General features: G+C 36.1%; 14 protein-coding genes. 6 read left to right on the forward strand and 8 right to left on the reverse strand.

Annotated elements, in window-relative coordinates; genetic code table 11:
* The 8 genes from ACY2V1_RS05210 to queA all read right to left on the reverse strand — a co-directional run.
* Positions 1–1,082 (reverse strand): divergent polysaccharide deacetylase family protein (locus tag ACY2V1_RS05210; protein WP_461833738.1); only part of this gene is annotated, 1,082 nt, incomplete at its 3' end.
* Positions 1,083–1,328: 246 nt separating this feature from the next.
* A complete protein-coding gene (locus tag ACY2V1_RS05215) occupies positions 1,329–2,618 on the reverse strand; it encodes a S41 family peptidase (protein WP_461833739.1) in 1,290 nt (429 codons plus the stop codon).
* Positions 2,619–2,996: 378 nt separating this feature from the next.
* Entirely contained in the window at positions 2,997–3,812 is an 816-nt protein-coding gene (aroE, locus tag ACY2V1_RS05220) for a shikimate dehydrogenase (protein WP_461833770.1), read from the reverse strand.
* Positions 3,802–4,347, reverse strand: coding sequence for a 2-oxoacid:ferredoxin oxidoreductase subunit gamma family protein (locus ACY2V1_RS05225; RefSeq protein WP_461833740.1), 546 nt, complete (start codon positions 4,345–4,347; stop codon positions 3,802–3,804). Before ACY2V1_RS05225 ends, aroE begins: the two co-directional genes overlap by 11 nt.
* Before the next feature lie 191 nt (positions 4,348–4,538).
* The gene (locus tag ACY2V1_RS05230) at positions 4,539–5,303 is read right to left on the reverse strand and encodes a thiamine pyrophosphate-dependent enzyme (RefSeq protein WP_461833741.1); all 765 of its coding nucleotides are present in this window, start codon (positions 5,301–5,303) and stop codon (positions 4,539–4,541) included.
* A 19-nt stretch (positions 5,304–5,322) separates the two neighbouring features.
* The gene (locus ACY2V1_RS05235) at positions 5,323–6,381 is read right to left on the reverse strand and encodes a 3-methyl-2-oxobutanoate dehydrogenase subunit VorB (protein WP_461833742.1); all 1,059 of its coding nucleotides are present in this window, start codon (positions 6,379–6,381) and stop codon (positions 5,323–5,325) included.
* A gap of 108 nt (positions 6,382–6,489) precedes the next feature.
* Positions 6,490–6,726, reverse strand: a complete 237-nt coding sequence (locus ACY2V1_RS05240) for a 4Fe-4S dicluster domain-containing protein (protein WP_461833743.1) — start codon at positions 6,724–6,726, stop codon at positions 6,490–6,492.
* Positions 6,727–6,859: 133 nt separating this feature from the next.
* Complete coding sequence (queA, locus tag ACY2V1_RS05245; protein WP_461833744.1) at positions 6,860–7,939, reverse strand: tRNA preQ1(34) S-adenosylmethionine ribosyltransferase-isomerase QueA; 1,080 nt, start codon at positions 7,937–7,939, stop codon at positions 6,860–6,862.
* Between the two features lie 32 nt (positions 7,940–7,971).
* Here queA and ACY2V1_RS05250 point away from each other — a divergent pair, with 32 nt between their 5' ends.
* From ACY2V1_RS05250 to ACY2V1_RS05275, 6 genes are read left to right on the forward strand one after another with little or no spacing between them, the layout of a single operon-like run.
* Positions 7,972–8,466: a hypothetical protein gene (locus ACY2V1_RS05250; RefSeq protein ID WP_461833745.1), complete on the forward strand. Its 495-nt coding sequence runs from the start codon at positions 7,972–7,974 to the stop codon at positions 8,464–8,466.
* A complete protein-coding gene (gene coaBC, locus ACY2V1_RS05255; RefSeq protein WP_461833746.1) occupies positions 8,463–9,680 on the forward strand; it encodes a bifunctional phosphopantothenoylcysteine decarboxylase/phosphopantothenate--cysteine ligase CoaBC in 1,218 nt (405 codons plus the stop codon). Before ACY2V1_RS05250 ends, coaBC begins: the two co-directional genes overlap by 4 nt.
* A complete protein-coding gene (locus tag ACY2V1_RS05260; RefSeq protein WP_461833747.1) occupies positions 9,656–10,225 on the forward strand; it encodes a hypothetical protein in 570 nt (189 codons plus the stop codon). Before coaBC ends, ACY2V1_RS05260 begins: the two co-directional genes overlap by 25 nt.
* A gap of 17 nt (positions 10,226–10,242) precedes the next feature.
* A complete protein-coding gene (locus tag ACY2V1_RS05265; RefSeq protein ID WP_461833748.1) occupies positions 10,243–11,262 on the forward strand; it encodes an NAD-dependent epimerase in 1,020 nt (339 codons plus the stop codon).
* A gap of 46 nt (positions 11,263–11,308) precedes the next feature.
* A complete protein-coding gene (locus ACY2V1_RS05270) occupies positions 11,309–11,602 on the forward strand; it encodes a GAK system XXXCH domain-containing protein (protein ID WP_461833749.1) in 294 nt (97 codons plus the stop codon).
* A gap of 1 nt (position 11,603) precedes the next feature.
* Positions 11,604–12,371 carry a ParA family protein gene (locus ACY2V1_RS05275; RefSeq protein WP_461833750.1) on the forward strand — a complete coding sequence of 256 codons (768 nt, stop codon included), beginning with the start codon at positions 11,604–11,606 and terminating at the stop codon, positions 12,369–12,371.
* Positions 12,372–12,379: the final 8 nt, after the last annotated feature.

Below are 12,379 nucleotides of genomic sequence, written 5' to 3' on the forward strand. Positions count from 1 at the left end.
TGAAGCAAAATATATCTTATATCCTTCTTATTATCTAAAAAAACATCCCTTTTATACACTGGTATTCCTAATAATTTTCCTAATTTGCTGGATACACTCTTAGAGGTGGTCATACTGTCAATAAAAAATAGATGTCTTTTTTTAAGCTCAATTAAAAAGGCCTTCATAAGGGGGGCGTCCTGTGTAAATTTAGAGCCCATATGATTGTTAACGGCAATTATACCTGGAAGCCGATTTAAAGCCCTTTGGGTAAGATTTTTAACCATGTTTTGATCCATGCTTGTGAGCAGAGCTCCAGGCCCTGGATTTGACTCTGGATAGCTCAACGGTTCCATAGGCATATGCAAAAGTGTCGGGATTTTTAACTTCTTGCAAAGGTTATATACCTCTATTGCATGGGGGCTATAGGGCAAGATCGACAGATTTATACTCTTACCAAATAATGATATAAGTTCCTTGGCAGCTTCTAAATCCCGTCCAATGTCATCAATTATGAGTATTAATGTTCCTTTTTTAATATGTTTTCTAGAGACTGCTCCTTTAGGATTAAAAAAGATAATATGTGTTAGAACTCCATCTATCTTAATTTTTAAAGAGTTTTTATTTTTTATTAACTTTAATTCTTTGTTATCAAACCAATCTTTTAAAAAATTTATTAACGTTACACTAAATACATGTATTTTATCTGCTCCACCAGTTATTTCCAGAGATTGATAGAGATAAGTATTGTTTCTCACATGTCTTTTTTCTATTTCTGTATAATGAACACAATATTTGGGAAGAGAGGAGATGACCATGGATTGAAGAATAGCCAAATCTACTTTTTTTATTTTTTCATCCATAGGGGAAATTAAAGGTTCTTCATATGTTATGCCCTTACTCGGAGGCACAATCTTTTTCTTGCTCTGTCTATAACTTTTTGATTCTTTGTTATGAATATATTGGTGTTTATTTGGCAGATTCAAGACATATACAAGAGAGAAAAATGTAACACCCAATATAAAAAGGAAGCCCAGGACTTTGCCCAGGCTTCCCTTTTTATTTCTATCTACCTTTTTTTTACTAGATCGCTTTTTTGCCATTTTTAATTAGTGGTGGATTGGTATATTGGTGGATTGGTGTATTGGTTATTGGTATATTAGTGTATTGGTGTAGTGGTTCATTCCTTTTTCCTATTCACGAATCACGGTTCCCAGTTATTGGTACATTGGTGTATTGGTGTATAGGTGTATTGGTTTACTTCTCTTTCTGTTCTGTTCCCAAATCACGAATCACGGTTCACGGTTATCGGGGCACCCTCCACCCATTCACGAATTACTAATCACTAATCACGGTTCACAATTAAAGGTTATGGTCTTTAATCTCGGCATGACCTTTACAAGTTCTAATGCTATCCTTAACTGATTATCCTTTGCCAACATCTCCTTTGCCTTTTTATCTAGCTGAAACTTTTTGTTTTCACTTTTGCCCTTATTTTTAAGATGTTTTTCCAAATCTTTTTCTCTGACTTTCATGATTTTTTCCATTAATTTTTGCTGCTCATCTTTCTTTGCTATAATCAAAGGCACCTCAACGTCAGGGGTGATACCCTCGGCCTGAATAGACCTTCCTGAGGGTGTATAATATTTTGCAGTTGTTAATTTAATGGCAGACCCGTCATAAAGGGGTATAATAGTCTGGACAGAACCTTTTCCAAAACTTCTCTCACCCACAAGTAATGCCCTGTGTTGATCTTGAAGCGCACCAGCAACGATTTCTGAAGCTGAAGCACTACCAGCATTGATTAGCACCACTAATGGACAACTAACATCAGTCTCTTGTTTTTGGGCAGAAAAACTCATTTTACTCTCTGGAACCCTTCCCTTGGTATAAACTATAAGGCCCTTTTTTAGAAATACATCTGCCACTGATACAGCCTGATCAAGCAACCCTCCAGGATTATTTCTGAGATCCAGGATAATGCCTTTTAAGGTACTCTTGTGCCTATGTATTGCATCAATTAATTCTTTGGTGGTATTTTGATTAAAATTAGTTATCCTTACATATAGATAGTCTTTACCAAACATGTGAGATTTTACACTGTGCACAGGAATTTTATCTCTTACAATGGTAACTTCCTTAGGCACATGGGAGTTCTTGTGAAGTATGGTTAAACGAACTTTTGTGCCCTTTGGACCTCTGATTTTTTTCACGGCCTCAAGAAGGGTAATATCATCAGTGGGCTCGTCATTTATTCTTATAATAATATCTCCTGCTTTTAGGCCTGCCTTATAGGCAGGAGTATCTTCAATTGGAGATACAACAGTGAGTCTTCCATTCATTATTGTTATCTCAATCCCTATGCCAGTAAATTCACCAGAAGTCTCAATTTGCATCTCTTTAAATGCATCTTTGTCCAGGTAAAGGGAATGGGGATCTAGATTTCTCAACATTCCCTCAATGGCACCTTTAATTAACTCTTTCCTATCTACCTTTCTCACATAATTTTTCTCTACTATACTGAGCACCTGGCTAAATTGTTTCAAAGGCTCGTACATCTTGTCAGCAGTGGATTTAGAGGGGCTAATGGCCAAGGAACATAACAAAAATAGCGTCAAAACCCATTTATTAATCTTCATAATTGTCTCCAGTATATTTTTGTTTAAAAAAAACATAAAAACCGTTTAAACTAAATTATAGGACTTATCTCATCTCTTTTCATATTTCATGGACATAAAAAATTCAAGGGTAATCTAGGGGCAAAAATTATCCTGGTAATTTATTTTTGGTTATTGGTATATTAGTGTATTTGTATATTGGTGTATTGGTGTAGTGGTTCATTCCTTTTTCCTATTCATGAATCACAAATCACTGTTCCCAGTTATTGGTACATTGGTGTATTGGTTTACTTCTCTTTCTGTTCTGTTCCCAAATCACAAATCACGGTTATTGGGGCATCATCTACCCATTCATCCACCCGTCAACCCGTCTTCCTATTCACGAATCACGAATCACGGTTATAGATATTGGCTTAAGATATTCATGGCTCCATTTACATCAAAGGTCTTATTGGTCCAGATCTGGAATTGGAACAATGCCTGATAGATAAACATATAAATTCCAGGAATTACTTTAATGCCCAATTTTTTTGCATCCTTTATAAGTCTGGTCTCAAGGGGATTATAAACCACGTCATAGACCAATTGAAATCTGCTTAAGCTCTCCTTATCTGGATATGGATTTTCATCTTTATAAGAAGACATTCCAATGGGAGTACAATTGACAAGAAGATCAGCTTTTGGCTTGTCTCTAAAATCCCAATCAATCACATCAACGTTGAACCTTTTTTTTATCTTGTTTAATTTATCTTTATTGCGTCCTGCTACTATAATGGATTCAACCTTATTTTTTTTAAGGCCAGAAATACAAGCAAGGGCAGCTCCCCCGCATCCTAGGATTAGGGCAGAATCTATTGAAGTATCCTTAATTGGTGTCAAAAATCCATCTACATCTGTATTGTGTCCAATTATTTTATTCCCATCAAGATATACAAGATTTACTGCCCCAACTGAAGTAGCCTCATCACTCACTTCATCCATATATGGTATTATTTTTTCCTTAAAAGGGATAGTTACACTAAAGCCACCAATATGCAATGTATCTACGGCTACTATAAATTCAGGAAGTTTGCAGGGATCTATATCCCATTTAAAATATACATAAGGTAAATTATAAAGTTTAAAACCCCAGTTATGAATAATTGGGCTCAAGCTATGGGATATTGGATGTCCAATTACTCCAAAAATCTTTTCATATTCGTAATTACTCTCCACAGCCAATTTTATATCCCTCAAGTAATGCCTTTTTATTGTTTTCAACTACTTGCTTTTTTAAAGAAGACATGTGCTTTTCCATTGATTTCATGACCATATCCAATTCTACTGCCTTGGTGGCACCTACCCATACACCTAAAGCAACCATATTGGCCATTCTGATATCTCCTAGCTCATCAGCTATTTTGTTTACTGGTACAGATAAGGCATAATACTTTTCTTTATCAACTAAACTTTCATCCACAATTGAGGAATTAACAATGAGGAGCCCTTTCTCAACCAGTCTTGGTTGAAATTTTTCCAGAGAAGGCTGATTCATGATTATAAGTGTCTTGGGATGGAAAATAATTGGTGAACCTATCTCTTCATCAGATATAACTACTGTACAATTGGCTGTACCTCCCCTCATCTCCACACCATAAACAGGCATATACGTGACATTAAGTCCCTGTTCCATGGCAGCGTAGGCAAGTACATTTCCAATAAGCATAACGCCTTGACCACCAAATCCTGCAATTATCACATCTTGATACATAAATTTTCACCTCTATTATTTGTATAGTGGTATATTGGTGTAATAGTGTATTGGAGTAGTGGTTATTGGTGCATTGTCCACCCATCCACTCATCCACCCATCCACCCATTTACGAATCACAAATCACGAATTACTCTTATTGAAGTTTTAAAAAAAATTAGTTTAATCACTATCAATCCCATAAAATTTTTTTATCTCTTGTCTTCTAATTTATCTTTATAAGTTCCTAATGGAAAATACTCTATCATTTCTCTTTCTATCCTCTCATTGGCCTCCAAAGGGCTCATATGCCAATTAGTTGGGCAAGCAGATAATACTTCTACAAAACCAAAACCCAGACCCTCAAGTTGTACCAAAAACGCCTTTTTTAAAGCTTTTTTGGCCTTAATTATATTTTTTATATTATTCACAGCAACACGGGCTGAAAAAGCAGTTCCTTCTAAAAAGGCCAACATCTCAGCCATTTTTAAAGGATATCCTTCCTTAGATTCGCGCCTTCCATAAGGAGAGGTAGTAGTCTTTTGACCAACTAAAGTGGTGGGTGCCATCTGTCCTCCTGTCATGCCATAGACAGTATTGTTTACAAATATAATGGTTACCCGCTCACCTCTATTAGCACAGTGTACAATCTCTGATAAACCAATTGCAGCAAGATCGCCGTCCCCTTGATATGCGAATACAAAATTTTCTGCCCTTGCTCTCTTTACACCTGTAGCTACTGCTGGGGCCCTTCCATGGGGCGCCTCCACTGTATCCACATCAATATAATCATAAATAAATACTGAACACCCCACTGAGCCTACGCATATAGAAGTATCTTGAAGTTTTAAATCATCTATTGTCTGAGCCACCAATCTGTGTATTATTCCATGGTGACACCCAGGACAAAAATGGGTGGGAACATCCTTCATACATTTTGGCAGAGAAAAAACTTGCTTTTCTTGAACTTCACTCATCTCATATCCCCTAATATACTTAAAACATTTTCTTTATTGGTTCTATAAAATCCTCTGGTGTAGAAACTTTTCCAGGCATGTTTGCAAAAAACTCTGTATCAGTAACACCACATAGAGCCAATTTCACATCTTCAACCATTTGACCTGTGTTGTTTTCAATGGTGATAAATCTCTTTCCAGACATAGCCAATTTCCTTAATGGCTCATAAGGAAAAGGAAATAGGGTAATTGGCCTAAATACCCCCACTTTATATCCCATTTCCCTTAATTTTCTTGCACTGGATTTGGCAATCCTGCCAATGGAACCAAATGCAACAGCAACAACTTCTGAATCTTCAATCAAAAACTCTTCCCACTTCAAATCTTGTTCCATGGATTTATATTTTTTAAAAAGTTTCATATTATGTTCTTCCATTTCGCCATCGCCAAGAAAAAGGGATTTTAAGATCCTCTGCTCTCTACCCTTTTTCCCCGTGAGCTTCCACTCATTGGCCTCATTGGGATCAATGGTTCGTTGTTTCCATCTGGTAATTGGTTCTTTCATTTGTCCTAAAATGGCATCTCCCAGAATAAGAACAGGATTTCTGTACTTAAAAGCTAAATCAAAGGCCTCTATTGTTAAATCATAACATTCCTGACACGTGGAAGGAGCCAGAACCATGGTACGATAGTCCCCGTGTCCACCACCCCTAGTGGCCTGAAAATAATCACCTTGGGAAGGTTGAATACCTCCTAAACCTGGCCCACCTCTAGTAATATTAACTATAACTGCTGGGAGTTCACTCCCAGCCATGTAGGAAATTCCCTCTTGCTTTAAGGAAATTCCAGGTGATGAAGAGGAAGTCATTGCCCTTTTTCCACAAGCTGCAGCACCAAGTACCATGTTTATTGAGGCAATCTCACTTTCTGCCTGAACAAACTCCCCACCCAATTTCACTAATTCCCTTGAAAGATATTCAGGAATATCACTTTGTGGGGTAATTGGATATGCAAAATAACACTCTACCCCTGCATCCAGGGCCCCTATAGCTATTGCCTCGTTACCCTTTACAAGCATTCTCTCTCTATTTTTATCCATAATTATTTTGTCCTTTTTGGTGTATTGGTTATTGGTATAGTGGTTATTGGTATATTAGGTGTATTAGTGTATTGGTGTAGTGGTTCATTCCTTTTTCCTGTTCACTAATCACGAATCACGAATTCTTGGTTTTATGGTTTTAAAAACCACCAGGGCTCCATCTGGACATATTTCTGCACAAAATCCACATCCTCGACATTTATCTTTTTTTCCCTGGTCACATTGAACAACCTTATAGCCCTTTGTATTCAGAACCTCTCCCTGCACCAATATTTCCTCTGGACAAACAGAGGTGCAAAGCAAACAACCCTTACATCTCTCTGATCTGATTTCAATCCTAGACATAGCACTCCCAACGCCTTTTTTTAATATTTAAATAAAAATAAATAACAATATTAACCAATAAACGTGTTATTACCTAGCTTAAAACAAAAATAAAAGTCAATGTACTTTTTTGATGGTTTACGACAAATTGTTATTATAAAATTAACATACAGTCTCCATATGAAAAAAATCTAAATTTATTTTTCACTGCATATTGGTAAGCAGACAAAATAAGGTCTCTTTCAGCAAAGGCAGACACTAAAAGCAATAGGGAAGAACGGGGGAGATGAAAATTTGTTATCATATGGTCAACCACATGAAATTTAAAGCCTGGATATATATACAGGTCCACCCATCCCTTATATTCATCCAACTTACCCAATTTTTTGAACACACCCTCTAAAGTTCTCACTGAAGTTGTTCCAACAGCCACAACCGGAATATTATTTTCTTTGGCTAAACTTATTTTACTTGCATTTTCATAATCAATTTCAACATATTCTTTATGCATTTTGTGTTGACGGATGTCATCACATCGCACTGGTTCAAAGGTACCAGCGCCCACATAGAGTGTAATAAATGCCATATCAATATTCTTTTCTTCTAACCTTTTGATAACCCCATCATCGAAGTGGAGGCCAGCAGTTGGAGCAGCTACTGAACCTGCCTTTTCGTCCTTCGCAAATACGGTCTGATACCTTATAAAGTCCTGGGATTCAGAATCCCTTTTAATATAAGGGGGCAGAGGCATGGTACCAAGCCCATTTATTAACTCAAAAAGATTTTTTTTCCAGAAAAGCTCCACTACACATCTGCCAAATTCAAATTTTTCCTTTACTTTTAAAAAAAAATCCTTTGAAAATACAACTAGATCTCCATACTTAAGGCGCTTTAATGGCCTAAGCAATCCTTCTACAACACATGTATTCCAATCCCCTCGTTTATGGATCTCAATCAAAGGTAAGGGGGTAAGTAACAAAAATTCTATCCTTGCACCTGTGGATTTTTTTTTACCAAAAATTCTTGCGGGAATTACCTTAGACTGGTTAAATACAATTAGGCTGTTTGCAGGTATAAATTTATAAATCTCTCTAAATTTGGTCTCAAAAAAAAATTTTTTTATTCTATCTACCACTAAAAGTCTTGACTCACTACGTTTTTTTAGTGGATACTGTGCAATAAGTTCTTTTGGTAAGTCAAAATCATAATTGGACAGGTGAAATTTTTTTTCCATTCTTAATCCCAACAAAGAAAAGGAGAAGTAAAATGAAAAAGATCCCGTTGTTTTTAATGACACTTGTATTAATCAGTTGTAGCCAAATAAAAAAGAATACTTTTTTCAAAAACACCTCAAGTAATAGCAGCAATGGCATTGAAGCATATACCATGGAATATCAAAAATCAACATCTTATGACTTTCCCGATATTCCAATCCCTAAGGAGCTAAAATTGGATCCAAAAAAATCCCTGGTCTTTGAATCTGCTACAATAAAGGTTGGAATACTGGTGTATAAAGGAAGAGTAGACCCGTTATCCTTATTTGAATATTTTGAATCCAATCTTCCTCAAAATGGATGGCACTTAAGGAGTTATTTTAAGTATGGCAAATATATAATTTTATTTTCAAAAGAGAGTAAAGATCTTGTCATTAGAATTCAAGACAAGGGCTTCACCACTGAGACATTTATATGGGTTGTTCCCAGGACCAAAAGTTCAATCAATAAATCTGATGAAATAACAGAAGAAGAGATAAAACCATGATTCCGAAATATTTAGATTTTTCATATATAAAAGGCAAAGGTATACACATAGGAGTAACAGGTAGTATTGCTGCGTACAAGTCTTTAGACTTAATGAGAGAATTGGTAAAAAGGGAAGCCAAGGTAAGTGTAAGTTTATCCCAGGCAGCTTTAAAATTTATCACGCCAATCACAATTAAGGGTTTGGGAGTTGAGAGTGTTACAACTGATATGTTTTCATTGGATTCCCTTTATTCCCACTTATATCCAGGTTACGATCCAGAGGTTTTTGCTATTGTTCCAGCCACTGCTAATATAATGGCAAAAATTGCCAATGGTATAGCAGATGATTTAATATCGTCTCAGGCCCTGGCTTTTGATAAGCAAATAATAGTGGCCCCGGCAATGAATCCACGGATGTTCAATGCTAAGCCTACAATAGATAATCTCCAAAAATTAATGAGCTATGGGATCAAGGTGGTAGAGCCAGATGTAGGAGGAGTTGCGTGTGGCGAGTACGGCAAAGGCAGACTTGCAGATCTGAGAGAAATATATTTTCAAATTTTAAAAAGTTTAGCCCCTCAGGATCTTGCTGGATGTAAAATTTTAATTACCATGGGTCCTACCAGGGAATTTTTTGATCCAGTTAGATTTTGGTCCAACCCATCTAGTGGAAAAATGGGTGCGGCTCTGGCTACAGCTGCGTGGCTTAGAGGAGCAAAGGTTTCTTGTATATCTGGGGACACAGATGTTTGGCTACCTAGTGAGATCACAAAAATTGACGTAACAAGCGCTCAGGATATGTTTGAAGTTGCTACTGAACTCTGGCCAGATCATAATATTGGATGTCTATGTGCAGCTGTTTGTGATTTTAGGCCCAAAAATAGACTTACACAAAAATTTAAAAAAGAAGGTGCAAGCAATAGGCTGTTAGTTGAATTTGAAAAAAATCCTGACATATTAAAAACATTAGGACAAAAAAAGAATCAAGATCAGAAACTAATAGGGTTCGCTGCAGAGACAGAAGACAACTTCATTGAATTGGCCAAGGAAAAAATGGCTCGAAAAAATCTTGACTTTATAGTGGTGAATCAAATAAATCACAAAAATACAGGATTCAAGAGCGACAAAAATAGCGTTGTAATAATTGATAAAATGGCAAATGCTGTGGATCTCGGCACCATGCTTAAAGCTGACATAGCCTGGGAAATATGGAACAGAGTATCAACGAGCTAACTATCAGAAATTACCTTTGGTTAAATTCTGGCCTCAAACTTTTGTATCTTGCTTCAAAGAACAAAAACAAAGACAGAAAAAAGAAAAGTGGGGCTGCCCAGTTAAAAAACTATGGAGTCCCTCCCTACAAATTTGTTATTACATATTGTTCTTTGCATGAGGATATAGACCTTTTTTCAAAAACCCAGAATTCTAGAATTAAACTGTTTAAGGACATCTTGCGCAATTTAAACTGGCAATCGGGATATGTATTCATACCCTTTACCCAGAAATCAAAAAATTCCGTACAACAGATACCACATCTTTTTTGGGCAAAGATTGATGAACTAAGGCAAAAATACAAGATAACTCATATATTCATTTTTGGAAGACACGCTCAAAAAATTTTAATTCCTTCTATTAGCTCTTCGTCTCCCTATTTTGTAAACAAATTTAAGTCATATACAATTTTGGTATTACCTTCACCAGAAGATATGTTGCCAGATAACAGGATCATGAAGAATATAGCTTGGGATATTTTAAAAAGATTCAAAAAAACTAAATAAAAAAAGGATAATTTAACATGGACAATGTCTTGGTAACTGGTTGCGCAGGCTTTATTGGATTTCACCTGTGCCAAAAGCTTCTTAAATCCAATGGGTACAAAGTAATAGGAATAGACAATCTCAACCCCTATTATTCAGTGAAGCTTAAACAGGACAGATTAAACATACTGTTAGGTCACAAGGATTTTTCATTTTATAAAGTCTCTATTGAAACGCGCGATAAAGTTGAGAACATTTTTAAACAAAACAACATAAGATTTGTTATACATCTAGCTGCTCAAGCTGGTGTTAGATACAGTCTAAAGGATCCTTATTCATATATTGACAGCAACATCGTTGCGTTCATTAACCTCTTAGAGGGTTGTAGGCATACAGGCGTTGAACACCTTGTTTTTGCATCATCCAGTTCAGTTTATGGCCTTAATACCAAGATGCCCTTTAGTGTAAAGGATAATGTTGATCACCCTGTTTCATTATATGCTGCAACAAAAAAGGCAAATGAACTAATGGCGCATACATATAGTTATCTTTATGGACTCCCCTGCACGGGCCTACGATTTTTTACAGTATATGGACCATGGGGTAGACCTGATATGGCTCTCTTCAAGTTCACCAAGGCCATAATTGAGGACAGACCAATTGATGTTTATAATTATGGGAAAATGGAAAGGGATTTTACCTATGTAGATGATATTGTAGAGGGTGTAACAAGAGTAATGACACACATTCCAGAACCTGATCCCCAATGGTCATCTGAGAGTCCTGATCCATCCTCTAGTATCTGTCCTTATAAAATTTATAATATTGGTAACAATCAAAGTGTTAGTCTAGAAAAATTTATTGAGATAATTGAAGAATCCTTGGGCAAAAAGGCAAAGAAGAATTACATGAAAATACAGCCTGGGGATGTCCCCAAAACCTATGCAGACATTGAAGATTTATCCAGAGATATTGGTTTTAGGCCAAAAACAAAAATTGAGGAAGGTATCCCCAAATTTATAAAATGGTATGTTGACTACTTCAAGGTAAAACTTTAAATAAGATATCCAATAACTTTTTATAAGTATTCCATTGGAGGGTCTCATGGGGTTAAAAAAATTAAAAAATGAAATGGAACAATATTTTACAAAATTAATGGATTGTGTAGAGGAAGGTAAGGTACCTGCAATTGACGATGTAAAGCAATTTACAAAACTAGCACAACGTATGCAAAATTTTGCCCATGAGGAGTGGTCTTACGAAGCAGAAGATTTTGCTCACCTTGCAAACCAATTAATTGGAGCTGTAAAATCAGAGGATGTACAGGAAATATATAGATTAATTTCAGCGCTAGATGACGCAAAAAATTATTGCCATCGTTCCTTAAAGGAAGCATAATATGCAACATATAGTCACTATTGCAAATCAAAAAGGGGGTGTAGGTAAAACTACCACGGCAATAAATTTGGCGGCATCATTGGCTGCTTTAGAAAAAAAAATCCTGTTAATAGATTTAGATCCCCAGGGAAATGCCAGTAGTGGATTGGGTGTGGTGGTTGATTCAAAAAAAAACGTATATAAGGCATTGTTCGAACCCCATAAAGCTCAATCAATGTTAGCAGAGACCAAACTTCCTTATTTGACATTATTAGGTGCAAATCAGGACCTCATTGGAGCAGAAATAGAACTGGTAGATAAAATCGGTAGAGAATTTTATTTAAGGGACCTAATAAAAGGAATATCAAAAAAATATGATTTCATCATAATTGATTGTCCACCATCTTTAGGCCTTTTAACAGTAAACGCACTTTGTGCTGCATCAAAATTGTTAATACCACTTCAGTGTGAATACTATGCCTTAGAAGGTATAGCTCATCTCCTTAGAACATATAATCTTGTAAAGACTAGGCTAAATCCTGATCTCGACATTTTTGGCGTGGTACTCACAATGTTTGATAAAAGAAACAATTTATCCCATCAAGTGGCAGAGGAAGTAAAAAAACATTTTAAAGAACTTGTGTTTAACACTATAATTCCTCGAAATGTAAGACTTTCTGAAGCGCCAAGCCATGGACTTCCCGTAATTTTATATGATGTCAGGTCAAAAGGTGCACGTGCCTATATGGACTTGGCCAAGGAATTTTTAAAACGTTTCAGAATTCCATGAGAATCGAT

The sequence above is a fragment of the Desulfothermus sp. genome (assembly GCF_053993635.1).

Excerpts from the sequence above, each read along its gene's own strand:
- ACY2V1_RS05275 (WP_461833750.1), top strand. The coding sequence starts at position 11,604 with ATGCAACATATAGTCACTATTGCAAATCAAAAAGGGGGTGTAGGTAAA.
- ACY2V1_RS05260 (WP_461833747.1), top strand. The coding sequence starts at position 9,656 with ATGGAACAGAGTATCAACGAGCTAACTATCAGAAATTACCTTTGGTTA.
- ACY2V1_RS05215 (WP_461833739.1), bottom strand. The coding sequence starts at position 2,618 with ATGAAGATTAATAAATGGGTTTTGACGCTATTTTTGTTATGTTCCTTG.
- ACY2V1_RS05250 (WP_461833745.1), top strand. The coding sequence starts at position 7,972 with ATGAAAAAGATCCCGTTGTTTTTAATGACACTTGTATTAATCAGTTGT.
- ACY2V1_RS05265 (WP_461833748.1), top strand. The coding sequence starts at position 10,243 with ATGGACAATGTCTTGGTAACTGGTTGCGCAGGCTTTATTGGATTTCAC.
- queA (WP_461833744.1), bottom strand. The coding sequence starts at position 7,939 with ATGGAAAAAAAATTTCACCTGTCCAATTATGATTTTGACTTACCAAAA.
- coaBC (WP_461833746.1), top strand. The coding sequence starts at position 8,463 with ATGATTCCGAAATATTTAGATTTTTCATATATAAAAGGCAAAGGTATA.
- ACY2V1_RS05270 (WP_461833749.1), top strand. The coding sequence starts at position 11,309 with ATGGGGTTAAAAAAATTAAAAAATGAAATGGAACAATATTTTACAAAA.
- ACY2V1_RS05230 (WP_461833741.1), bottom strand. The coding sequence starts at position 5,303 with ATGAGTGAAGTTCAAGAAAAGCAAGTTTTTTCTCTGCCAAAATGTATG.
- ACY2V1_RS05240 (WP_461833743.1), bottom strand. The coding sequence starts at position 6,726 with ATGTCTAGGATTGAAATCAGATCAGAGAGATGTAAGGGTTGTTTGCTT.
- ACY2V1_RS05235 (WP_461833742.1), bottom strand. The coding sequence starts at position 6,381 with ATGGATAAAAATAGAGAGAGAATGCTTGTAAAGGGTAACGAGGCAATA.
- ACY2V1_RS05225 (WP_461833740.1), bottom strand. The coding sequence starts at position 4,347 with ATGTATCAAGATGTGATAATTGCAGGATTTGGTGGTCAAGGCGTTATG.